The organism is Brevundimonas sp. FV1ye28 (assembly GCF_058681135.1).
The window spans coordinates 1553377-1576158 of record NZ_CM178731.1 but is presented as its reverse complement, the minus strand read 5'-3'; the positions used below and the strand labels follow the sequence as shown (position 1 = coordinate 1576158).

General features: G+C 68.3%; 22 protein-coding genes, 1 tRNA gene and 1 other RNA gene. 20 read left to right on the top strand and 4 right to left on the bottom strand.

Annotated features, from left to right (window positions below):
• Positions 1–11: 11 nt before the first annotated feature.
• Positions 12–1487: a right-handed parallel beta-helix repeat-containing protein gene (locus tag ACW171_RS07835; protein WP_492096513.1), complete on the top strand. Its 1476-nt coding sequence runs from the start codon at positions 12–14 to the stop codon at positions 1485–1487.
• A 109-nt stretch (positions 1488–1596) separates the two neighbouring features.
• Positions 1597–2427, top strand: a complete 831-nt coding sequence (locus tag ACW171_RS07830) for an outer membrane protein (RefSeq protein WP_492096512.1) — start codon at positions 1597–1599, stop codon at positions 2425–2427.
• Between the two features lie 96 nt (positions 2428–2523).
• Here ACW171_RS07830 and ACW171_RS07825 read toward each other — a convergent pair.
• Positions 2524–2599, bottom strand: a tRNA-Ile gene (locus tag ACW171_RS07825).
• A 217-nt stretch (positions 2600–2816) separates the two neighbouring features.
• Between ACW171_RS07825 and ACW171_RS07820 the strand changes: the two genes are divergently transcribed.
• The 3 genes from ACW171_RS07820 (at position 2817) to ACW171_RS07810 (ending at position 5030) form a co-directional block, all read left to right on the top strand.
• On the top strand, positions 2817–3575 hold the full coding sequence (locus tag ACW171_RS07820) for an SIMPL domain-containing protein (protein WP_492096511.1): 759 nt from the start codon (positions 2817–2819) through the stop codon (positions 3573–3575).
• 265 nt (positions 3576–3840) lie between these two features.
• The gene (locus ACW171_RS07815) at positions 3841–4554 is read left to right on the top strand and encodes a pirin family protein (RefSeq protein WP_492096510.1); all 714 of its coding nucleotides are present in this window, start codon (positions 3841–3843) and stop codon (positions 4552–4554) included.
• Between the two features lie 86 nt (positions 4555–4640).
• Positions 4641–5030, top strand: a complete 390-nt coding sequence (locus tag ACW171_RS07810; RefSeq protein ID WP_492096509.1) for a DoxX family protein — start codon at positions 4641–4643, stop codon at positions 5028–5030.
• Positions 5031–5230: 200 nt separating this feature from the next.
• Here ACW171_RS07810 and panD read toward each other — a convergent pair whose 3' ends face one another.
• Positions 5231–5587: an aspartate 1-decarboxylase gene (gene panD, locus ACW171_RS07805; protein WP_492096508.1), complete on the bottom strand. Its 357-nt coding sequence runs from the start codon at positions 5585–5587 to the stop codon at positions 5231–5233.
• 221 nt (positions 5588–5808) lie between these two features.
• Between panD and sppA the strand changes: the two genes are divergently transcribed.
• From sppA to ACW171_RS07790, 3 genes are all read left to right on the top strand, one after another.
• Complete coding sequence (sppA, locus tag ACW171_RS07800; protein WP_492096507.1) at positions 5809–7581, top strand: signal peptide peptidase SppA; 1773 nt, start codon at positions 5809–5811, stop codon at positions 7579–7581.
• 130 nt (positions 7582–7711) lie between these two features.
• Positions 7712–8032 (top strand): hypothetical protein, encoded by a 321-nt coding sequence (locus ACW171_RS07795; RefSeq protein ID WP_492096506.1) that lies wholly within the window; start codon positions 7712–7714, stop codon positions 8030–8032.
• A 4-nt stretch (positions 8033–8036) separates the two neighbouring features.
• Positions 8037–8798 (top strand): peptidoglycan recognition protein family protein, encoded by a 762-nt coding sequence (locus ACW171_RS07790; RefSeq protein WP_492096505.1) that lies wholly within the window; start codon positions 8037–8039, stop codon positions 8796–8798.
• Here the strand turns inward: ACW171_RS07790 and ACW171_RS07785 are convergent.
• A complete protein-coding gene (locus ACW171_RS07785; protein ID WP_492096504.1) occupies positions 8795–9088 on the bottom strand; it encodes a type II toxin-antitoxin system RelE/ParE family toxin in 294 nt (97 codons plus the stop codon). The two genes, ACW171_RS07790 and ACW171_RS07785, sit on opposite strands and share 4 nt — an antisense overlap.
• 1 nt (position 9089) lies before the next feature.
• Positions 9090–9296 (bottom strand): hypothetical protein, encoded by a 207-nt coding sequence (locus ACW171_RS07780; protein ID WP_492096503.1) that lies wholly within the window; start codon positions 9294–9296, stop codon positions 9090–9092.
• A 77-nt stretch (positions 9297–9373) separates the two neighbouring features.
• Here ACW171_RS07780 and rnpB point away from each other — a divergent pair.
• From rnpB to ACW171_RS07720, 12 genes are all read left to right on the top strand, one after another.
• Positions 9374–9760, top strand: an RNA gene (gene rnpB, locus ACW171_RS07775) — RNase P RNA component class A.
• A gap of 270 nt (positions 9761–10030) precedes the next feature.
• Positions 10031–10498, top strand: a complete 468-nt coding sequence (locus tag ACW171_RS07770; protein WP_492096502.1) for a division/cell wall cluster transcriptional repressor MraZ — start codon at positions 10031–10033, stop codon at positions 10496–10498.
• The gene (gene rsmH, locus ACW171_RS07765; protein ID WP_492096501.1) at positions 10495–11445 is read left to right on the top strand and encodes a 16S rRNA (cytosine(1402)-N(4))-methyltransferase RsmH; all 951 of its coding nucleotides are present in this window, start codon (positions 10495–10497) and stop codon (positions 11443–11445) included. Before ACW171_RS07770 ends, rsmH begins: the two co-directional genes overlap by 4 nt.
• Positions 11442–11861, top strand: coding sequence for a cell division protein FtsL (gene ftsL / locus ACW171_RS07760; RefSeq protein ID WP_492096500.1), 420 nt, complete (start codon positions 11442–11444; stop codon positions 11859–11861). Before rsmH ends, ftsL begins: the two co-directional genes overlap by 4 nt.
• Positions 11858–13597 (top strand): peptidoglycan D,D-transpeptidase FtsI family protein, encoded by a 1740-nt coding sequence (locus tag ACW171_RS07755; protein WP_492096499.1) that lies wholly within the window; start codon positions 11858–11860, stop codon positions 13595–13597. Before ftsL ends, ACW171_RS07755 begins: the two co-directional genes overlap by 4 nt.
• The gene (locus ACW171_RS07750; protein ID WP_492096498.1) at positions 13594–15060 is read left to right on the top strand and encodes a UDP-N-acetylmuramoyl-L-alanyl-D-glutamate--2,6-diaminopimelate ligase; all 1467 of its coding nucleotides are present in this window, start codon (positions 13594–13596) and stop codon (positions 15058–15060) included. Before ACW171_RS07755 ends, ACW171_RS07750 begins: the two co-directional genes overlap by 4 nt.
• A complete protein-coding gene (locus tag ACW171_RS07745; RefSeq protein WP_492096497.1) occupies positions 15053–16444 on the top strand; it encodes a UDP-N-acetylmuramoyl-tripeptide--D-alanyl-D-alanine ligase in 1392 nt (463 codons plus the stop codon). The genes ACW171_RS07750 and ACW171_RS07745 overlap by 8 nt, the downstream gene beginning before the upstream one ends.
• A 73-nt stretch (positions 16445–16517) precedes the next feature.
• Positions 16518–17627 carry a phospho-N-acetylmuramoyl-pentapeptide-transferase gene (mraY, locus tag ACW171_RS07740; RefSeq protein ID WP_492096496.1) on the top strand — a complete coding sequence of 370 codons (1110 nt, stop codon included), beginning with the start codon at positions 16518–16520 and terminating at the stop codon, positions 17625–17627.
• 4 nt (positions 17628–17631) lie between these two features.
• Positions 17632–19116: a UDP-N-acetylmuramoyl-L-alanine--D-glutamate ligase gene (gene murD / locus ACW171_RS07735; protein ID WP_492096495.1), complete on the top strand. Its 1485-nt coding sequence runs from the start codon at positions 17632–17634 to the stop codon at positions 19114–19116.
• A 6-nt stretch (positions 19117–19122) separates the two neighbouring features.
• Positions 19123–20307: a peptidoglycan glycosyltransferase FtsW gene (locus ACW171_RS07730; RefSeq protein ID WP_492096494.1), complete on the top strand. Its 1185-nt coding sequence runs from the start codon at positions 19123–19125 to the stop codon at positions 20305–20307.
• Between the two features lie 169 nt (positions 20308–20476).
• Positions 20477–21559: an undecaprenyldiphospho-muramoylpentapeptide beta-N-acetylglucosaminyltransferase gene (gene murG / locus ACW171_RS07725; RefSeq protein WP_492096493.1), complete on the top strand. Its 1083-nt coding sequence runs from the start codon at positions 20477–20479 to the stop codon at positions 21557–21559.
• A 47-nt stretch (positions 21560–21606) separates the two neighbouring features.
• The gene (locus tag ACW171_RS07720; protein ID WP_492096492.1) at positions 21607–22752 is read left to right on the top strand and encodes a mechanosensitive ion channel family protein; all 1146 of its coding nucleotides are present in this window, start codon (positions 21607–21609) and stop codon (positions 22750–22752) included.
• Positions 22753–22782: the final 30 nt, after the last annotated feature.

Genomic DNA, 22782 nt, shown 5'->3' with positions numbered 1-22782 from the left:
GGGCTGGACCGATGAAGACGCTCACTCTCACCCAGGCTTCCCGGGCTTTGGCCGCCCTGGCCATCGCCGCGGGCCTGACGACCGCCGCACCCGAGGTTCAGGCCCAGACCGCCGCCCGCGTCGAAAGCCAGACGCGTCCGAACTTCGGCCTTCTGCTCGATCCGCCTGCGAGCGGCAGCCGACCCCAGCGTCAACCGCGTCGCTGGAACTACGGGACCCACCGTCCCGACTGGCGCCCGGGCTATCAGCCCCCCTATGGCGGCCCCATCCAGCCGGGGGGCGAGGAGATCGTCCTCGTCGACTGCGGCGGCAATCCCGGCACCGGCGCGGTCGAAAACGCGGTCCAGCGCGTCCGTCCCGGCGGCACCCTCGTCATTCGGGCCCGCGCCGGCGCCTGCGTTGGCTGGCTGAACGTCGACAAGCCCATGACCATCATCGGCGAGGGCGGCTTCGACCCGCGCCGCTGGAACGACACGACGCCCGCCGTGCTCCAGGCGCCGGACGGCATGCCCTGCATCACCGTCGCCTCCGGCGTCCGGCTCGAATTGCGCGACATCGTCCTGACCTCGCCGCGCGGCGGGGACGCGGCCTGCATCGTCAGCTACGGCGGCCAGGTCGTCGCCAATCGCCTCGGCATCCGACATGCGGGCGACGAGGCGGCCATCTATGCCGACGGCGGCGAGGTCGATCTGCGCGACACCGTGATCAACGCGCAGACCATAGCGCCGGCCATCTATGTCGAAGCCGCGACCCTGACGACGTGGGAAGTGGTGATCTCGGGTTCCCAATCGGGCATCGAGATCCTGACCGGAGGCTCGGGCCAGGCCTCTCGCATAGACGCCACCACCCTGACCGGTGCTGAGGCCACTCCCGGCTACGGCCCACGCTCGATCGGCCTGATGGTCCGCTCGCGTCGCGACCTGGCTCGGGTCGATGTGACCAACACCAAAATCTGCGGCTTCTCCGAAGGTGTCGCGGTCGAAGGCGCCGCCCTAACCGTCGCCAACTCCAAAATCTGCAAGGTTGATCGCGGCGCCGTTGTTTACAATGGCGAGCTGACCCTGACGGACAGCCGCATACGCGCCGAAGCCGTCGGCGTCGCCGTCTCCGGCCGGGCCACGGTGCGCAACAACACCTTCGTCGGGGTGCGCGAGGTCTTTCAGCGCGATTACCGTTCCAGCCTCGACGCCTCGGGCAACCGCGTCTGGTCCAACGACCTGTGCCGCCCGCGCTGGGAGCCCCGCTACCGCGACCGCCACGCCCCTCAATGGTACCAGCGTCCCGACCAGGGTTACGACTGCCAGTTCACCGCCTATCCGCGTGATTGGTGGGACGAGATGGATGGGGCCTACGGCGACCCATACAACTCGTATTCGTACATGCCGGACAACTACTGGCGCTTCCAGCAGGGCGACGGCTGGTACGATTCCAACGGTCGCTACATCGACGGCGGACGGATTCGCGGCGAGGATCGGTGGCGTCGATAGCGGCGGGTTGTCGCACCTGCGGCGAAATCGCGGCGTCGATGCGTCCTGATCCTGTCTGATCCGTAGTTGCCTTCGTCAGGCCCTCTCCGGCCGTTGAAGGAACTCATCGATGATCAAGACCCTCGTCGCCACGGCCAGCGTTGCCGCACTCACCATGGTCGCCATTCCGGCCGCTGCGCAGGACTGGTCAGGCCTCTACGTCGGCGGCCATGCCGGCTACACCAAGCCGAGCCAGGATCGTGACGAGACCATCCTGTTCGACACCAACCTGAACGGTGCCTTCGCCGACGCGGTGAACACCACCACCGGCGCGGACGCCTTCTCGCCAGGCTTCTGCGACGGCACGCCGAATGCCAACAACGCCGCTGCAGGCTGCTCCGCCGACGATGACGGCAATGGCGAATACGGCGTGCGCGCCGGTTACGACGTCCAGATGGGCGGCATGGTGTTCGGCGTCGTCGGCGAGTGGACCTCGACCGACCTTCAGGACACGGTCACCGGCTTCTCCACCACCCCGGCCAGCTACAGCTTCTCGCGCAATGTGGATTCCATCGCCGCCATCCGGGGCCGCGTCGGCTTCGACGCCGGAACCTGGCTGCCCTACGTCACCGCCGGCTATGCAGTGGCCCAGGTGGATCAGACCTACTTCACGTCCAACGGCGCCAACAGCTTCACCCCGACCAGCCGCGACAGCGATGCCGACGGCTGGCAGGCCGGTGCGGGCCTCGAGAAGCGCCTGACCGACAACGTCACCATCGGCGTGGAGTATCTCTATTCCGACCTCGACGTGAACGACCCCCTCGTCGTCCGCACGGGCCGTGGCACGGCGCCTGCGACCAATCCGTTCCTGCTCGTCAACGCGAACGGAACCGATCAGATTCGCTCCAACGACACGATCAAGCTGCACGCCTTCCGCGTGACGGCGGCCTACCGCTTCTAGCTTTCTCGAACCGGGCGCTCCTCCGTCCCCCACGCGTAGCGCCCGACGGCCCGGTCCCTCTCCTGAAGGGCCGGGCCGTTCTTCGTTTGGGAAGGGTGGTAGGCCCGGAGGGACTCGAACCCCCAACCAGACCGTTATGAGCGGTCGGCTCTAACCATTGAGCTACGGGCCCCCGAAGCCCGCGGCGCGTGCGCACGGGCGAGGGACGGGCCTAGCAGGCGCCGTGACGGCCCGTAAAGGGCCGCGCATCTGTCGGCGATTTCATCTCGATGAACGGTTTCTGCTGATGCGACCGTCTCTGCCGTTCAGGCGTTAAAGGCCAAGGTTCGGCCACGGCTCGCGCAGAGAACGAGGGCCGTCTCCGTTTCGCTTCTCGATGAGGACTTCCCATGACCCGCACCTTCAAGGGCCTGATGCCCGCCCTGATGACGGCCGCTGCCCTGACGGCCTTCGCCGCGCCCGCCGCCTTCGCCCAGTCTTCCCCCACCACGCCGATGCAGGTGCACGCCATGGCCGCCCAACCCGCCCTCAATCTGTCCGCCTATGGGGAGGTCAAGGTCGCGCCCGACATGGCCACCATCACCTTCGGCGTCCAGACTGAGGCCCCGACCGCCCAGGCCGCCATGGCTGACAACGCCCGTCGGATGCAGGAAGTGTTCGCCGCCCTCAGCCGCGCCGGCATCGCCGACCGCGACATCCAGACCTCGGGTCTGAACCTCTCGGCCCAGTACGACTACCAGAACGACCAACCGCCTCGCCTGCGCGGCTATCAGGCCTCCAACCAGGTCACGGTGGTCATCAATGACCTGACCAAGGTCGGCACGACCGCTGACGCCGTCGTCGGCGCCGGGGTCAATCAGATCAACGGCATCTCCTTCGGCCTGAAGGATCCCAAGGCCGCCGAGGATCAGGCCCGCGTTCTGGCCGTCCGCGCCCTGCAGGATAAGGCGCGCCTGTATGCCCAGGCTCTTGGCGTCGAACTGGGCGGGGTCCGTTCGCTGAACGAGGGCGGCGGCTACACGCCTCAGCCTCCGGTCATGTTCACCGGCGCTCGCATGGCCATGGCCGACAGCGCCTCGACCCCGGTCGCCGCCGGCGAGATGACAGTGCGGATCGACATCACCGGGACCTACGACCTGGGCAACTGATGCCTGACGCGAAGTCCCCTCCCTGTTCGCCGCTCGGCGAATGGGGAGGTGGCAGTGAGCTCTTCGCGAACTGACGGAGGGGTTCTTATCGACGCTCAGAACCCCTCCGTCTCCTCCGCTTCGCTATGGATCCACCTCCCCATCGCTGCGCGACAGGGAGGAGACAGCTTTTCCGACACTACAACTGTTGCAGTTCTCCTCCGCCCCCCTATGTTACCGTCCGAGCAACAGCGCTGCGGGACGTCCTGCGGCCGGAGAGACTACGATGATCGAGCGCAGACCGTTCGACAGCCTGGGTGGAGCGAACCACGGTTGGCTGAACGCCAAACACCATTTCTCCTTCGCCAACTACTATGATCCGAGCCGGATGAGGTGGGGCAATCTCCGCGTCTGGAACGACGACGAGATCGCGGCCGGTTCGGGTTTCCCGCCCCACCCGCACTCGGACATGGAGATCATCACCTATGTCCGCGAAGGGGCGATCACCCACGAGGACAGCCTGGGCAACAAGGGCCGCACCGAAGCCGGCGATGTCCAGGTCATGAGCGCCGGCACCGGCATCCGCCACGCCGAATACAATGCCGAGCCCATCCTGACCCGCATCTTCCAGATCTGGATCGAGCCGACGAACCGCGGCGAGGCTCCGGCCTGGGGCGCCAAGCCCTTTCCCAAGGGTGACCGCGCCGGTCAGTTCGTTGTGCTCGCCTCGGGCTTCGACGGAGACATCGAAGGCAGGGGTGGTGACGCCCTGCCGATCCGCACCGACGCCCGCATCGTCGGCGCCACCCTTAAGGCCGGCGAAAGCGCCACCTATCCGCTGGGGGCCACCCGTCGTGGCTATCTGGTCCCTGCGATCGGCGAGGTCGAGGTCAACGGCGTGCGCCTGAATGCCCGCGATGGCGCCGCCATCTCGAACGAGGCGACGATCACGGTCACTGCGGTCAACGACGCCGAGATCGTCCTGGTCGACGCCGCGTAACACCGCTTGCCAACCGGCCCGCACGGCTTAGCTTCGCCGTGCGGGCCGCATTCTCACGACGACCCGTTCAGACAAGGATGAAATCTATGAATGCGTTCAATGCCGCCGCACGCTGGCAACCCCAGGCGCTTGCGATCCTCCGCATCGTCACCGGCCTGCTTTTCCTGGGCCACGGCCTGGTCAAGCTCATCGGCTTCCCCGCCGGCGCCGAGCCGGGCCAGCAGGAGATCGCCACGCTTCTGGGCGTCGGCGCGATCCTGGAGACGGTCGGCGGCGTCCTGATCATCCTGGGCCTGTTCACCCGCCCGACCGCCTTCGTCATGTCGGGCATGATGGCCGTGGCCTACTGGATGTTCCACGCCCCCTCCAGCCCGTTCCCGATCGTGAACGGCGGCGACGGCTCCATCCTGTTCTGCTTCATCTTCCTGTATCTCGTGACCTCGGGCCCCGGTGCCTGGAGCCTGGACAAGCGCTGACGCCTCTTCCATCCCTCTCCCCCTGCGGGAGAGGGAGCTCGCGCACGACGGCTTCAGCCGTCGTGATTGCGCGATCGGGTGAGGGGTTATGCGGCAGTCGGAATAATTCGGGGCCACGACGGTCGGCGAAGTCAGCGTGACCCCTCATCCGACTTCGCTTCGCTCAGCCACCTTCTCCCGCAAGGGGAGAAGGACAGTTGTCAGGCCGCGGTCTTCATCGCATTGCCGTCATCGAGCAGCACCACGGTCGGCGCCCACTGGCGCGCTTCTTCCTGCGGCATCTGGCCATAGGTCACCACGATGACCTTGTCGTTCTTCTGCACCAGACGCGCCGCCGCGCCGTTGACGCCGATGACCTTCGACCCGCGCGGGGCCTCGATCGCATAGGTGGTGAAGCGCGCGCCATTGGTGATGTTCAGCACATCGACCTGCTCATTGGGAAAGATCCCGGCGGCATCCAGCAGATCGCCGTCGATGGCGATCGAGCCTTCGTAGTCCAGATCGGCCTGGGTCACCGTCGCGCGGTGCAGTTTGGCCTTCATCATCGTGACCAGCATGGGAGGTGCGGTCCAGTCGTTACGCGGGGCGATAGGCCCCCGCTCGCAGACGGCGGATATAGGGATTTCCTGCCCCGTCTTCAATCGCAATGCTGCGCGCGCGAGATGACCGGTCCTGGCGGGATTCCCCCGTTACACCCCATTCATTTGACCGCAACGCCCCGACCCTTATGTTCACGCTCGGGCCGCCCGTGGCCTCCGGACCGGACGCTCCCCCGCCCATGAAACAATTCTTCCTGACGGTGCTCGGTGTCTTCACCGGCCTGATCCTGTTCGTCGTCGTCCTGCCGATCGTGCTGATCATCGCGGCCGCCGCATCGTCCAGCGAGCCGGCGACCCCGGCCAACGCCGTCCTGGAACTGGACCTGCGCGAAGGCCTGACCGATCAGGTCTCCAACAATCCCTTCGCCGCCTTCGGCGGTTCCGGCCTGTCCGTCGTCGGCATCGTCGACACCCTGGCCCAGGCCGAGAAGGACACGCACATCAAGGTCCTGCTGGTCCGTCTGCCGGAAGCCGGTCTGGCCCCAGCCGCCGCCGACGAAATCCGTCAGGCCGTCCGCCGCTTCCGCGCCTCGGGCAAGCCGGTCATCGCCCACTCGCAGGGCTTCATGCCCGTCGGCACGGTGATCTCCAGCTATATGGTCGGAGCCTCGGCGTCCGAGCTTTGGATGCAGAACACCGCCAATTTCCAGGCGACGGGCTTCTCGGCCAACAGCATCTTCCTCGCCCGCGCCTTCGAACGCTACGGCGTCCGTCCCGAGTTCGAGCAGCGCTATGAGTACAAGAACGCCGTCAACGAGTTCACCCAGTCCGACTACACCGGCCCTCACCGCGAGGCGATGACCGCCTGGATGACGTCCATCTACGACTCGGCCCTCGCCAACGCCGCCTTCGATCGAAAGGTCGAGGCTCCCGCCCTCAAGACTACCATCGAGGCCGGTCCCTATTCCGCCGCCCAGGCCCTGCAGCTCAAGCTGATCGACAAGATTGGCCAGGTCGAGGAGGCCGAGGCCGAGGCCAAACGCCGGGCCGGAAACGGCGCCGACATCATCGAGTTCGGCGATTATGCTTCGTCACAGGGCGAACGCATGGGCTCCGGCCGCGACGCGATCGCCATCGTCGGCGGCGAGGGTGCCATCGTCACTGGAACGGGCGGCGGCGGCTTCGGCGGCGGCTCCTCCATCGCGTCGGACCCAACGGCCGAGGCTATCTACGACGCGATCGAGGACAAGTCGGTCAAGGCCATCGTCTTCCGCGTTTCCTCGCCCGGCGGTTCGCCGGAGGCGTCCGAACAGATCCTGGCCGCCGTGCGCGCGGCCAAGGCGGCCGGCAAGCCGGTCGTCGTCTCCATGGGCGACTATGCGGCCTCGGGCGGATACTGGATCAGCTCGGAAGCGAACTGGATCGTGGCCCAGCCCTCGACCCTGACCGGCTCCATCGGCGTGTTCGGCGGCAAGTTCGTGGTGTCCGAGGCGCTCGGACGTTTCGGCATCGACATGCGCGACCTGACGGTCGGCGGCCAGTACTCGGACGCCTTCAGCCCCTCGTCGAACTGGACCGAAGCCCAGCGCGCCGCCTTCTCCGCCTCGATGGACCGCACCTATGAGGAGTTCGTGCAGCGCGTCTCGACGGGCCGGCGCATCCCCATCGCCCGCGTGCGCGAGATCGCCCGAGGCCGCGTCTGGACGGGTGCCCAAGGCAAGACCCTCGGCCTGGTCGATCAACTCGGAGGCCTGACCGAGGCGATCGGCAAGGCCCGTGAACTGGCCGAGATACCCGCCGACCAGTCGGTTCGCTTCAAGCGCTTCCCCGAACCCCAGACGCCGTGGGAAGCCCTGTCGGCGGCCTTCGGTGTTCAATCCGAAGCGGCCCGGGCCCTTGTGACCCTCGGTGGCGTGATGGCCGATCCGCAGGCCCAGGCCATCCTGTCCCGCGTCGAGGCCGACCGTATGCGGGGGCAGGGGGCCTCCGTCCTCGCCGACCAGCCGCTTTAGATCGCTCCGGGTGCGGCGATTAACACTCGCCTGTGAAGCGGCCGGTCATTGACGGTTCACCTCTGTGGACCGACATTGGGGTTTCAGGCGTTGCCGGAGACTCTCCGAGCGCGCTCGACAAGGAAGACAGATGACGCAGGATCCGTTCGCCACCCTCGGTTTCCAGAATCGCCGCCGGCCCCAGGGCCTGCTCGCGCCGATCCTGTGGCTGGGCGGCGTGATCGCCACCGTGGCCGCCCTGGCGCTGGGCGCGGTTCTGGCGGTCTTCACCGCCGCCGCCGTCGCCGTGATCGCCCTGTTCGCCAGTGTGCTGATCTTCTTTGCCGGTCTCGCCATGCGCGCCCGTCGCCGCGTCGCCGTCCGCGCTCGCCGCAGCACCGATGACGTCATCGAGGCCCAGAAGGTCGGCGATACGTGGGTGGCCTACGGCTGGGAACGTCACGGCCGCTGAGCCCATGCTGACCATCGGCGACGCTCCCTCGCCCAACTTCGACCAGCGTCGCGGCCCGCCCGACATGGTCCTGCTCCACTACACCGGCATGCAGACCGCCGAGGCCTCGATCGCGCGCCTCCGCGATCCCAACGCCAAGGTCTCGGCCCACTATGTCGTCGATGAAGACGGCTCGGTGCTTCGCCTTGTTCCCGAGGAACGGCGCGCCTGGCATGCGGGCAAGAGCTGGTGGAAGGGCGAGACCGACATCAACGCCGTCTCCATCGGCATCGAGATCGTCAATCCGGGCCACGAGTTCGGCTATCGCGACTTCCCCGACGCCCAGGTCGCCTCGGTCATCACCCTCATCGACGAAATCCGGACCCGCTGGGCGATTGAGGACGCCCGCATCCTCGGCCACTCCGACGTCGCCCCGACCCGCAAACAGGACCCCGGCGAACGCTTCCCCTGGAAGACCCTGGCCGGCCACCGCCAGGGTCTGTGGTTCGAACCGGCCCAGGAACGCATCGCCGCCCTCGGCGTCCCGCTCGGCATCGGCGACGAGGGTCTCGGCGTCCATGTCCTTCAGGCCGGCCTGCACCGCCTCGGCTACGAACCCCTGCCGGACGCCAAGTACACCGAAGAGACCCGCATCACGGTCGAAGCCTTCCAACGCCACTGGCGACCCTCGAAGGTGGACGGCGTCGCCGATGGCGAGACGCGGGCGACGTTGATGGGGGTACTTCAACTGGCGACGGCCGAAAGCGTCACGGGCGTGCTGAATTAGAGGGTCGACCGGTCCTGGAAAGGCCCGAAGATGCGTATGATCCGGACCTGCTTCGCGCGCTCATCAATCCGGTAGATGATTGTATGGCCTTCGATGGGCCGCTGTCGCGCGCCCGAATGCTCGCCTACGGGCCATCGCCCTGGAGTGAACTGTAACTCCGATAGGGCGCGGGTAATGCGGGCGACCTTGAGGCGGGCCTTCAAGCCGGTACCCGGCTGGTTCAACCAACGTTGAATGGCATTGAGGTCGCGTCGCGATCTTGCAGAGAGAAAGATCGTGTAGTCGGCCATATCAGGCGATGGCCGGGTCTTCCAGATCCTCACCTGCTGCCCAGCGGTCCAGCCAGTCGAGCGCCTCGTCTCCACTGATGAACCGTCCCGCCGCAAAATCAGCGTCGCCCTCGGCGATGCGCGCGCGCTCCCAAGCCAAACGAGCGTCTTTCTGCTCTGAAGTCTCTTTCGACTGTTCCGGCGGGGAATGGGGAGCGGGCTGTGCCATGTGCCTCCCTACCACAAACACGCACCGCTCGCATCTCACGGTTGACCCTGCCTTCCCGAGCGCGCACTGAGACCCCGCCAGACGGCCGGACGGTCGCGGCGGGGCCAGAGCTTGCTTTGTCTCCCGTCGAGGAAAGTCCGGGCTCCACGGTGAAAAGGCGGCGGGTAACGCCCGCCCGGGGTGACCCGAGGGATAGCGCCACAGAAAGCAAACCTCCTGCGTTTCGGCGCGGGTAAGGGTGAAAGGGTGGGGTAAGAGCCCACCGCGTCTCTGGTAACAGCGACGGCATGGCAAGCCCCGCCTGGAGCAAGACCGAATAGGGACGTCGCGCGGCTTCGGTCGCAGGGTTCACCGCCCGAGGCGTCCGGGTAGGTCGCGAGAACCGTCCAGCGATGGGCGGTCCAGAGGAATGATCGTCACCATCTTCGGATGGACAGAACCCGGCTTACAGGCCGTCTGGCTTTATCCCCCGCTAACCCCTTTTCGCCACAATGCGACACGGTTCCTCGTGTCTGCACTGGGTTTTCGACGATCAATACTGCACATGTTCCGTGTATGTTCTGTTGAAACACTGCAACGGCTACAACTTTGGTTAAATCGTGCTAACCAATCCCATTGAGACCCATCTGATCCCATGCTATCCCATGATGGCTGTTGTGGGATTAGGCGGCGCCGGCTTTTCGGGCGCGGGGATGAACTCTTAGGGGCGAGCCGACAGGCTCGATTGGACGGGCGTGTTTCTCGGAACCAGTGAGAAGCAGTTGGACGGCAAGCGCCGTCTCCTGATCCCACAGGAATTCCGCACCTCCGCAAACGGCGCCGACCTGGGCGTCTTCTGTTTCTTCTCGGTCGAGTCCGATTGTCTCGAGGCCGGCGGCGACAAGCTGATGGCCGAATACGTCGCCATGATCGAAGCCCTGCCGTTCGGCGACGACTGGCGCACGGCGCTGGAAGAGACCGTCTACGGCGGCCAGAAACAGCTCGCCTACGACGGCGGCGGCCGCATCACCCTGCCCGAAAGCCTGTGCCAGGAAGCCGGCCTCGGCGAAGACGTCGTCATCGTCGGTCTCGGCCCGCGCTTCCAGATCTGGGACCGCGCCCGCTGGAACGCCCGCAAGGACGAGCGCCGCGTCCTGGCGCGCAAGGCTATGCGCGAACGTGGCGACACGGCACGCCGCCGCATGCCGGGCAACGACCAGTGAGCGGCCCCCATGCTCCCGTCCTGCTGGATGAAGTCATCGAGGCCCTGGCGCCCAGGGCCGGCGACGTCGTGATCGACGCCACCTTCGGCGCCGGCGGCTACACCCGCGCCATTCTCGCGACCGGCGCGACCGTCATCGCCCTCGACCGCGACCCGACGGTCCAGCCCCATGCCGACGCCGTCGCCAATGACTTCCCGGGCCGGTTCCAGCTGGTCCGCACCGCCTTCTCCGGCCTGTCCGACGCCTTCGCCGAGACTGGCCAGGCCAGGCTCGACGGCGCCGTCTTCGATATCGGCGTCTCCTCCATGCAGCTGGACGAGGCGGAGCGTGGCTTTTCCTTCATGCGTGACGGCCCTCTCGACATGCGGATGGCGCGTGACGGCGAGAGCGCGGCCGACATCGTCAACGGCTGGGACCACGGCCCCCTGGCCCACATCCTCAAACAGTATGGCGACGAGCGTCAGTCCGGCCGCATCGCGACCGCCATCCTGCGGCGCCGCATCACTCAGCCCTTCACCCGTACCCTCGACCTCGCAGACGTCGTCGAAAAGGCGCTGGGCGGCCGTCGCGGCGCCCCGACCCATCCGGCGACCCGCACCTTCCAGGCCCTGCGCATCGCCGTGAATGACGAACTGGGTGAGCTGACCAGGGGCCTCGAAGCCGCCGAACGCACCCTGGCTCCCGGCGGGCGTCTGGCCGTCGTCACCTTCCACTCGCTCGAAGACCGGATCGTGAAGGCCTTCCTGACCGAGCGCAGCGGCAATGCGCCGGGCGGCTCGCGCCACGCGCCCGTCGTCATCGAAACCCGGAAGCCCAGCTTCACCCTCCAGTTCAAAGGCGCACGCGAGGCCGGCGAGGCGGAACTGGCCGCCAATCCGCGCTCGCGCTCGGCCAAACTGCGCGCCGCCGTCCGCACCGACGCCCCCGTGTGGAGCGCCGCCGCATGATCGCTCAATCGGTCCAACGCCTGTTCAGCTGGAAGATCCGCGGCATCCGCTGGATCGAGATCATCGGCGTGGTCTGTGTCGCCGCCATGGTCTTCTCCGTCTATGTGGCCAAGGCCGCCGCTGCGCGCGAAAGCGCCGAGATCGGTCGGCTGGAGCGTGAAATCGCCGAGAACGGCCAGCGCGTTCGTCTGCTTCGCGCCGAGGCCGCACGCCTGGAACAGCCCGGTCGGCTGGAGGCCCTGTCGCGCGGCGCCGCTCTCGCGCCCGTGAAGGCGGAGCGTCAGGTCGAAGAGGGCGAACTGCCGGCGCTGAAGCCGGTCCCGATCCCGGCCGCGCCCGCTGCGCCGGCGCGTGAAGCCGCCGCGCCTACGCCTCCTGCAGCGCCGGCTGTCACCGATGCGGAGGCCGTGCGATGACCGTCCACGATCCCCGCGCCTTCCGCCCCGCGCCCGGAGCCGGCCGCCCTCTGACCTCGGCCGTGTCGCCCTGGCTTCGCTGGCTGGGCGAGGCTGTCTGGTTTGTGGAGCACGCCTTCGAACGCGCCCGCGCCGACGCGCGGCCGGAAGAGGACACCCGCGTCCGCATCTTCCTGATCCGCGGCTTCTTCGTCGTGGTCTTCTCGGCTCTGGCCCTCGGTGCCGCCCACGCGGCCCTGTTGGCCCCGCATGGCAGGCACGGCACCGCGTCCGTCGCCGGCGCCCTGCAACGCGCCGACCTGACCGACCGGAACGGCGCCCTGCTGGCGACCAACATCACCCACTACGGCCTCTACATCGATCCGTCCGAGGTCTGGGACAAGGAGGCGGCCTTCCGCCAGATCCGCCGCGCCCTGCCGGGCATCTCGGCCAAACGCCTGCGTCGCGTGCTCGACGGCGACCGTCGTCTGATCGCCCAGCCCGGCCTGACCCCGGCCGAGCGTCAGGCTGTCCACGCCCTGGCCCTGGGCGGCGTCTCGTTCGAGCCCGAGGATCGTCGCGTCTATCCGCTGAACAGCTCCGCCGCCCATCTGATCGGCACGGCCGACACCGGCGGGCAGGGCGTCTCCGGTGCCGAACTGGCCTTCAACGACGCCATCCGCGACGCCGGCTCAAAGGGCGAGGACTTCGCCCTTTCGATCGACCTGCGGGTCCAGGGCGTGCTGGAGAACGAGCTGGCCGCCATGGCCGCCGAGAGCCAGCCCAAGGGCGCCGTCGGCGTCATCGCCGACGCCAAGACCGGCGAAGTCCTCGCCATGGCCTCCTGGCCCACCTACGACGCCAACCGTCGCGGCCAGGCCTCGGACGACGCCGCCCTGAACCGCGTCACCTCGGGCCACTACGAGATGGGCTCGGTGTTCAAGACCTTCACCGTGGCCGCCGCCATCGACACCGGCCTGGCCGATCTCGACACCATGATCGACGCCTCCCAGGCCTATATGATCGGCAATCGCCGCATTCAGGACTTCCACGCCACCAACAAGATCCTGTCCCTGGAAGACGTCTATCTGCACTCGTCCAACATCGGCACCTCGCGCCTCGCGGTCGAGCTGGGCGAGAGCGCGATGCGCAGCTATTTCCGCAAGCTGGGCCTTCTGGACGCTGCCCCGTTCGAGTTGCGCGAAAGCGCGGCCCCCAGCGGCGGCCGTCGCTGGGACGACTCGGCGCGCGCCTCCATGTCCTTCGGCTACGGCGTCATGATCACCCCGTTGCAGATGACGGCGGCCACGGTCGCCCTGGTCAACGGCGGCATCTACCGGCCCCTGTCCCTGCGTCGCGGCGGTTCGGGCGCCGAAGGTCACCGCGTCGTCAGCCCCGAGACCTCGGCCGATATCCGCCAGCTGATGCGCGCCAACGTCCTGCGCGGTTCGGGCCGGGCGGCGAACGCGCCGGGCCTGCGCGTCGGCGGCAAGACCGGTTCGGCCAACAAGCTGGTCAACGGCCGCTACGACTTCTCGCGCGGCGTCGGCTCCTTCGCCAGCGTCTTCCCGGCGGATGGGCCCTCCGACGCCCAACGCTACGTCATCTTCGTCCTGGTCGATGATCCGGCCAACGGCTCGCGTCAGGGCGGCGGCGTGGCCGCGCCGGTCGTGGGTCGCACCATCGACCGCATCGCCGGCTTCCTGAACCTCCAGCGGCGCGACGATCCTCCCGCAGTCACGACGGTGCAGCCGTGAGCGCCGTCCGTCTGTCCGACCTCCTGCGGCGCGACGTTTCGACCGATCCGTTGATCACCGGCGTCACCTCCGACAGCCGCAAGGTCGCCCCCGGCTCGCTGTTCGTGGCGCTGCCGGGCAACGCCGCCGACGGCCGCGCCTTCATTCCCCAGGCCCTGTCCCAGGGGGCCGCCGCCGTCCTCGCCCCCCAGGACACGCCCGAGAATCTTGCCCCGCTTCTGGTCCGTTCCGGCGACGTCCGCCGCGCCTATGCGCTGGCCGCGCGCGGCTTCTACGGCGCCCAGCCGGCCACCTGCGTCGCCGTCACCGGCACCAACGGCAAGACCTCGGTCGCCGCCTTCTGCCGCCAGATCTGGGCCGCCATGGGCATCAAGGCCGCCTCGATGGGCACGCTCGGCGTCGTCGCCCAGTCCGGCACCAGGACCGAAGCCCTGACCCCGCCCGGCCTGACCAGTCCAGACGCCGGCGACGCCGCCCGTCTGCTGGCCACCCTGGCCGAGGGCGGCGTGACCCACCTCGCGCTCGAAGCCTCGTCCCACGGCATCGACCAGCGCCGCCTCGACGGCGTGACGCTGAAGGCCGCCGCCTTCACCAACCTGACCCAGGACCACCTCGACTACCACGGCGACATGGAGGCCTATCGGTCCGCCAAGCTGCGCCTGTTCGAGACCCTCCTCCCGCGCGGCCGCACCGCCGTGCTCAACGCCGACTCGGACGCCTACAACGCCTTCGCCGCGGCCTCGATCATGTCCGGCCTGGGCGTCATGGGCGTGGGCGAGCGGGGCAGGGACCTCAGCCTCATCGAACGCCGCGCCGTGCCCGAGGGCCAGCGCCTGATCCTCGACGTGCGCGGCGACCGCCACGACGTGCTCCTGCCGCTGGCCGGCGCCTTCCAGGCCTCCAACGCCCTGGTCGCGGCGGGTCTGTGCATCGCCGCCGGTGAGGACGCCGCCAGGGTCCTGCATGCCCTCGAAAAGATCACCGGCGCCGCCGGCCGCCTGCAACGCGTCTCGGGCGGCCCAGATAGCGTTAGAGGGGGCGAGGCCTATGTCGACTACGCCCACACCCCCGACGGCCTCGAAACCGTGCTCAAGGCCCTGCGTCCCCACGCCACCGGCCGCCTGATCGTCGTCTTCGGCGCCGGCGGTGACCGCGACAAGTGCAAGCGCCCTCTGATGGGCGAGATCGCCGGTCGTCTGGCCGATATCGCTATCGTCACCAACGACAATCCCCGCTCGGAAGACCCCGCCGTCATCCGCGCCGAGGTCCGCGCCGGCTGCCCGGACGCCCTGGAGATCGGCGACCGCCGCGCCGCCATCCGCGAGGCGACGGCCCTGATGCGCGACGGAGATGTGGTCGTCGTCGCCGGAAAAGGGCATGAACAGGGTCAGATCGTGGGCGGGACGACTCATCCCTTCGACGACGCCACCGAACTCGCCGAGGCTTTGCGTCTAGATGCCTGACACGATCCCGCGCCTCTGGACGGCCCACGACATCGCAGCGGCCACGGGCGGACGGATAGAAGGCGGCGACTTCACCGCCCACGGCCTCACCTACAACAGCCGCGAGATCGGCCCCGGCGACCTGTTCCTGGCGCTGAAGGGCGCGCGCGACGGCCACGACTTCGCTGACTCGGCCTTCGCCGCCGGGGCCACCGGCGCCCTCGTCGAACATCCGGTCAACGGCCCCTGCGTCATCGTCCCGGACACCCTGCACGGTCTGGAGGCCATGGGCGCCTTCGCCCGCGACCGAACCCCGGCCAAACGCGGCGCCGTCACCGGCAGCGTCGGCAAGACTAGCGTCACCCAGGCGATCAAGGCCGGCCTCGACCTCACAGGTCCGGCCCACGCCTCGATCAAGAGCTACAACAACCACATCGGCGTGCCCCTGACGCTCTCCCGCATGCCCCAGGCGACCGAACGCGCGGTCTTCGAGATCGGCATGAACGCGCCCGGCGAGATCGCGCCCCTGTCGAAACAGGTCCGCCCTCACGCCGCCTGCGTCACCACGGTCGGCCCCGTCCACATCGAGGGCTTCGCCGACGGCGAGGCCGGCGTCGCCCGCGAGAAGGCCTCCATCTTCCAGGGCCTGACGCCCGGCGGTCTGGCCGTCATCAACGGCGACATCCGCTGGGTCGACACGCTGAAAGCCGCCGCGACGGCCGTCGGCGCCGACATCGCCACCTTCGGCTCGGCTGCCGGTCACGAAGCCCGCCTGATCGATTTCGTCCCGTTCGAGGGCGGCGCCCGCGTCACCGCCGACCTGCGCGGTCGTGCGCTTGATTTCACCCTGAAGCAGTCCGGCTTCCACTGGGGCCTGAACAGCCTCGCCGTCATCCTGATGCTGGAGGCGCTCGACGTCCCCGTCGAGACCGCCCTCGCGGCCCTCGCCGACTTCCAGCCGCTGAAGGGCAGGGGAGAGACGCGCCGCATCGCCATACCCGGCGGCGCTTTCACCCTGATCGACGAGAGCTACAACGCCAATCCGCTGTCGATGACCGCCGGCTTCCGCTCTCTGGGCGCCAAGCCGATCGCGGCCGGCGGCCGCCGCATCGTCGTCCTGACCGATATGCTGGAGCTGGGCGACCAGTCCGAAGCCCTGCACGCAGGCCTCGCTCAACCGCTCGACGCCGCCGGTCTCGACATCGTCCACGCCGCCGGACCCGAGATGCGCCATCTCTACGACGCCCTGACGGCCGCCCGTCGCGGCGTCTGGGCCGAGACGGCCGCAGATCTCGCGGCCCAGGCCGCCGATCTCGTGCGCGCCGACGACATCATCATGGTGAAGGGCTCGAATGGGTCGAAGGCATCGCTTGTCGCCGCCGCGCTTGCGGGGTTAGAGCGCTAGACGACACTCGGGGGGTGCGCCCCTCAAGGGGAGGGGAGCGCCGCGCGCGACCCGATAGGGGCTAGGGGAAGTCATGTTTTATCTGCTGTATCTGTATTACGCCGATGTGGCGCAGGATTACCCCCTGCTGAACCTGGTCCAGTACCAGACCGTCCGCGTCGCCCTCGCCATGGCCACGGCCATGATCGTCGCCGTCGCCATGGGCAGCCGCTTCATCTCTTATATGCGCGTCAAACAGGGCAAGGGTCAGCCGATCCGCGCCGACGGCCCCGTCAGCCACCTGTCCAAGGTCGGCACCCCCACCATGGGCGGCCTGATGATCCTGGCCGGTATCGCGGTGGCCGTCTTCCTCTGGGGCGACCTGACCAACCCCTACATCTGGATCGTGTCCGGCGTGACGGCGGCCTTCGGCGTCCTCGGCTTCGTCGACGACTACGCCAAGGTCACGAAACAGACCTCCGCCGGCCTGACCTCCAAACAGAAGCTCCTGGCCCAGGTCATCGTCTCGGTGATCGCCGGCGTCCTCGTGGTCCTGTGGATGACGCAGTCGCCGACCTCGCCGGGGCTGGAGACCTCCATCGCCTTCCCCTTCTTCAAGAACGTGCTGCTGAACGTCGGCTGGTTCTACGTCGCCTTCGCCGCCTTCACCCTGGTCGGTTTCTCGAACGCGGTGAACCTGACCGACGGTCTCGACGGCCTCGCCATCGTGCCAGTCATGATGTCGGCGGCGGCCTTCGGCATCATCTCCTATCTCGTCGGCAACTTCATCTTCTCGGAATATCTGGGCGTCCACCACGTCCCGGGCTCGGGCGAGCTGGCCATCTTCTGCGCCGCCATCATCGGCGGGGGCGTCGGCTTCCTCTGGTACAATGCTCCGCCGGCCAAGATCTTCATGGGCGACACTGGCTCCCTGGCTCTCGGCGGCGCGCTCGGCGCCATCGCCGTCGCCACCAAGCACGAACTGGTCCTGGGCATCGTCGGCGGCCTGTTCGTCGTCGAGGCCGCCTCGGTCATGATCCAGGTCGGCTATTTCAAGATGACCAAGAAGCGCATCTTCCTCATGGCCCCGATCCACCACCATTTCGAGAAGATGGGCTGGCCGGAATCGACGGTCGTGATCCGCTTCTGGATCGTCGCCGCCATGCTGGCCCTGATCGGCCTGTCCACCCTCAAACTACGCTGACCCAATGACCCCGGTTCCCGGTTTCGAGGGCCAGCGCGTCGCCGTCTTCGGCCTCGGCCGCTCGGGCATCACCGCCGCCCGCGCGCTGCTTGCGGGCGGAGCCGAGCCGATCCTGTGGGACGACGGCGTCTCGGGCCGCATGCAGGCCGAAGCCGAAGGGTTCGAGCTCGAGGACCTGACGACCGCCGACTGGTCTTCGTTCGCGGCCCTGGTCCTGTCGCCCGGCGCCCCCCTGACCCACCCGAAGCCCCACTGGACCGTCGACAAGGCCAGGGCCGCGAACGTCCCCGTCATCGGCGATATCGAACTGTTCGCCCGCGCCATCGCCGCCACCCCCGCGTCGCTCCGGCCCAGCGTGATCGCCATCACCGGCACCAACGGCAAGTCCACGACCACGGCCCTGATCGGCTGGGTCCTGAAACAGGCCGGGCTGAAGGTCGCCGTCGGTGGCAATATCGGCATCGGCGTCCTCGCCCTCCCGGCCCCCACCGAGGTCCAGGCCTATGTCATCGAGGTCTCCAGCTACCAGCTCGACCTGACGACCTCCTTCGCCCCCGACGTCGCCATCCTGACCAACGTCAGCCCCGACCACCTCGACCGGCACGGCGGCATGGAGGGCTATGTCGCGGCCAAGGCGCGGCTGTTCCAGATCATGTCGCCCGATAAGGTCGCCCTGATCGGCGTCGATGACGACTGGGGCTGGAAGACCGTCAACGCCCTGAACGACCGCCGCTTGCGGGTCTCGACCATCACCACCCGGACCCCGCCGGAGCACATCGACCCGACCGGCGGCGTTCCCTTGGCCGATCTCGCCGCCCGCCTGCCGGACCAGGTCGCCGCCTTCGACGCCGGCCGCTTCATCATCGTCGACGCGACCAACGGCAAGTTGACCGCCGACGGTATCGCCATCGCCGACCTCGCCCCCGCCCGCTCGCTCCCGGGCCGCCACAACGCCCAGAACGCCGCCTTCGCCTACGCCGGCGCCCGCGCCATCGGAGTCTCGCAGGAGGCCGCCGTCGAAGGCCTGATGACCTTCCCCGGGCTCGCTCACCGCATGGAGACGGTCGGCCATCTCGGCCCCGTCCGCTTCGTCAACGACTCCAAAGCGACCAACGCAGACGCCGCGCGTCAGGCCCTGATGTCCTACCCGACCAGTTTCTGGATCGCCGGCGGCCGCGCCAAGGACGGCGGCATCGAGGACCTGCGCGACCTCTTCCCCCGCGTCGCCAAGGCCTACCTGATCGGCGAGGCCGCCGCCGACTTCGCCGCCACCCTCGGCGCCACGCCCCACGTCATCGCCAGGGACATGGCCACAGCCGTCGCCCTCGCCGCCGCCGACGCCGACGCCGCGACCGCCGGCGGCGACGCCGTCGTCCTCCTCAGCCCCGCCTGCGCCAGTTTCGATCAATTTCCCGACTTCGAGGCGCGCGGAGAGGCCTTCCGGGCCGCCGTTCTTAACCTGGGCGCTACCCCTTCCGTTCATGGTTGAGAAACCATGACCCAGGCGACCTACTCCCACCCCTTCTCGCGCAACGACCAGAGCCCGATCGCCCAGTGGTTCTGGACGGTGGATCGCGGCCTGCTCGGCGCCGCACTGGCCCTCATGGGCCTCGGCGTCATGCTGTCGTTCGCCTCGTCCCCCGCCGCCATCCTGGCCGACGAGTCGATCACCGACCCCTTCCACTATTCGTGGCGCATGATCGTCTGGGCCTCGGGCGGCGTCGGTCTGATGCTGATCACCTCCCTGCTGTCGCCCAGAGGCGTCCGCCGCATCGCGGTCCTGGGCCTGCTCGGCGCCATCGTCGTCATGGCCATGCTGCCCTTCATCGGCGACACGGTGAAGGGCGCGGCCCGCTGGGTGAACTTGGGCCCGTTCAGCCTCCAGCCGTCGGAGTTCGCCAAGCCCAGCCTGATCGTCTTCGCCGCCTGGATGTTCGCGGAAGGGCAAAAAGGCCAGGGCGTACCCGGCGTCTCCATCGCCTTCGGTTTCTACGTCGTGACCGTGGCCCTGCTGCTGATCCAGCCCGACATCGGCCAGACGCTTCTGATCACCACCACCTTCATGGCCGTCTTCTTCATGGCCGGGGTCCCCCTGCGCTGGGTCGCGGTCCTGGGCGGGATGTTCGTCGCCGGGATGACCGCCATCTATCTGCTCTTCCCCCACGTCCAGTCGCGCGTCGCCAAGTTCGTCTCCCCCGGCGTCGAGGACACCCACCAGATCGACCGCGCCTCCGAGGCCATCCGCGCCGGCGGCCTGGTCGGACGCGGGGTGGGCGAGGGGGTGATGAAGCGCTCGGTCCCCGACCTGCACACCGACTTCATCTATTCCGTCGGCGCCGAGGAGTTCGGCCTGGTCCTCAGCCTCGTCATGATCGGCCTCTACGCCTTCATCGTCTTCCGCGGCATGGGCCGGGCGATGAAGCTGAACGATCCCTTCGAACAGACCGCGGCGGCGGGCCTGTTCATGCTGATCGGCCTCCAGGCCTCGATCAATGTGGCGGTGAACCTGAACCTGATCCCGACCAAGGGGATGACCCTGCCCTTCATCAGCTACGGCGGCTCCTCGATGATGGCCATGGGCCTGACCATGGGGTTTGCGCTGGCGTTGACCCGCCGCCGCCCCGGTGCCTACGAACCCGGCGCGAGCCTGCAACGGCCCCGCCGCCTGTTGATGCCTTAAGTTTTCCCTTCTCCCCTTGGGGGAGAAGGTGGCCCGCAGGGCCGGATGAGGGGTATCTATCCGCCACGCGGTCGAATCTCGTTTGCGCCCGGCAGCCCGCTCATCCGTCAGGCTCCGCCTGCCACCTTCTCCCCCGAGGGGAGAAGGACGATCTCTGGAGACCGCGCCCTTGTCCAAACTCTGCGTCGTCGCCGCCGGCGGAACCGGCGGCCACATGTTCCCGGCCGAGGCCCTGGCCCGCGAGATGGCTTCGCGCGGCTGGCGCGTGGTCCTCGCCACCGACCATCGCGGCGAGCAATACGCCCACGCCTTCCCCGCCGAAGAACGCCTCGCCCTCGACGCCGCCACCGGCTCCGGCCCCATCGCCCTGGCCAAGGCTGGCGTAGCCATCGTGCGCGGCGTGCACCAGGCCCGCTCCGCCTTCGACCGTCTGGATGCCCAGGTCGTCGTCGGCTTCGGCGGCTATCCCTCCGCCCCCGCCCTGGTCGCCGCCATCCTGCAGAAGCGCCCGACCCTGATCCACGAACAGAACGCGGTCCTCGGCCGCACCAACCGCATCCTCGCCCCCCACGTCCGCGCCGTCGCCTCCTCCTTCCCGACCCTCGAACGCGCCAGCCCCGCCGTGAAATCGAGAGCGCAAGTCGTCGGCGCCCCCGTCCGCGCCGACATCCGCGCCCTGTTCGACCGCGCCTACGCCCCTCCGGGAGACGGCCCCATCCACATCCTCGTCACCGGCGGCTCCCAGGGTGCTCGCCTCCTGTCCGAGACCACGCCCCGCGCCCTCGCCGCCCTGCCGGACGTCCTCCGCCGCCGTCTCAGGGTCCAGCAGCAGTCCCGTCCCGAGACCCTGGAAACTTCCCGCCAGATCTATCTCGACGCCGGCATCGAGGCCGAGGTCGCCCCCTTCTTCCGCGACATGGCCACCCGCCTGTCTGCCGCCCATCTGGTCATCGGCCGCGCCGGCGCCTCGACCTGCGCCGAGCTGGCCGTCGCCGCCATGCCCTCGATTCTGATCCCGCTGAAGATCGCCACCGACGACCACCAGCGCCTCAACGCCAAGCTCCTGACCGACGTCTCCGCCGCCGAGGTGATCCTCGAGGACGACGTCACCGTCGCGGCCATGGCGGCCGCCGTCACGGGCGTCCTGGCCGACCCGCTGCGCCTCGCCGCCATGAGCGCCGCAGCCCGGTCCGTCGCCATCCCCGACGCCGCCCAGCGCCTCGCCGACCTGGCCGAGGCCACGGCCGGATGACCCTTCCGTTGGGAACGGAAGACGCCGCTGATACGCTATTTGCGTCTATGCCCCCCGAAATCACCGACCTGACTCACCAGATCCTGATGCTCTGGCGCCAGTTCTACTGGCTGCCGGAATGGCTGGTCGTGGCCATCGTCGTCGCCGTCTTCGTCGGCGCGGGCTGGATCGTGCACCGGCTCGTCTTCTCCATCCTGCGCCTGATCGTGAAGAAGCGGGACCTGTTCTGGCGCGGCGTGGTGGAGCGGGCGCGCAAGAAGCTGCGCATCCTCATCATCCTCATCGCCATCGGCATCTCGGTCACCGCCTCGCCGCTGGACCCTGCGCCCTCGGCGTCCGTCCGCTCGATCATCCTCATCCTGACTATCTTGGTGATGGGCTGGATCGTCGCCGGCGCCGTCGACATGTGGGCGGTCGTCTATCTGCGGAAGTTCAACATGGCGACCGAGGACAACCTCGTCGCCCGCAAGCACGTCACCCAGACCCGCATCCTCCAGCGGGCGGCCGTCATCGGCATAGGCATCGTCACGGTGGCCATGGCCCTGATGACCATCGGGGCGGTGCGTCAGTGGGGCGTGTCCCTGCTGGCCTCGGCCGGCGTCGTCGGCATCATCGCCGGTCTGGCGCTCCAGCCGGTGCTCAAGAACCTGTTCGCCGGCATCCAGATCGCCACGGCCCAGCCCGTCCGCATCGACGACGCCGTCATCGTCGAAGGCGAATGGGGCACGATCGAGGAGATCACCTCCACCTATGTGGTGGTCAAGCTGTGGGACTGGCGCCGCCTGATCCTGCCGCTGACCTATTTCATCGAAAAGCCCTTCCAGAACTGGACCCGCGAGACCTCCCGCCTGATCGGCACGGCCATGCTCTACGTCGACTACGAGGCCCCGATCGACCGCCTCCGCGCCGAGCTGGAACGCATCTGCAAGGCGTCTCCTCTGTGGGACGGCGACGTCGTCAACCTCCAGGTCACCGACATCACCGACCGCGTCGCCCAGGTCCGCTGCCTCGCCAGCGCCCGCTCGGCGCCCGTCGCCTTCGACCTCCGCTGCGAAATCCGGGAGAAGATGCTGGCCTTCATGCGGGATGAATGTCCCGAGGCCTTGCCTCAGGATCGTCTGAACATCGACCGCAACGCCACGTCCCTGACCCCTCTCCCGGTGGGAGAGGGCTTGAGGCCCGCAGAGCGATAGCGAGGCGTCTTGGCCGAAAGGGTGAGGGTC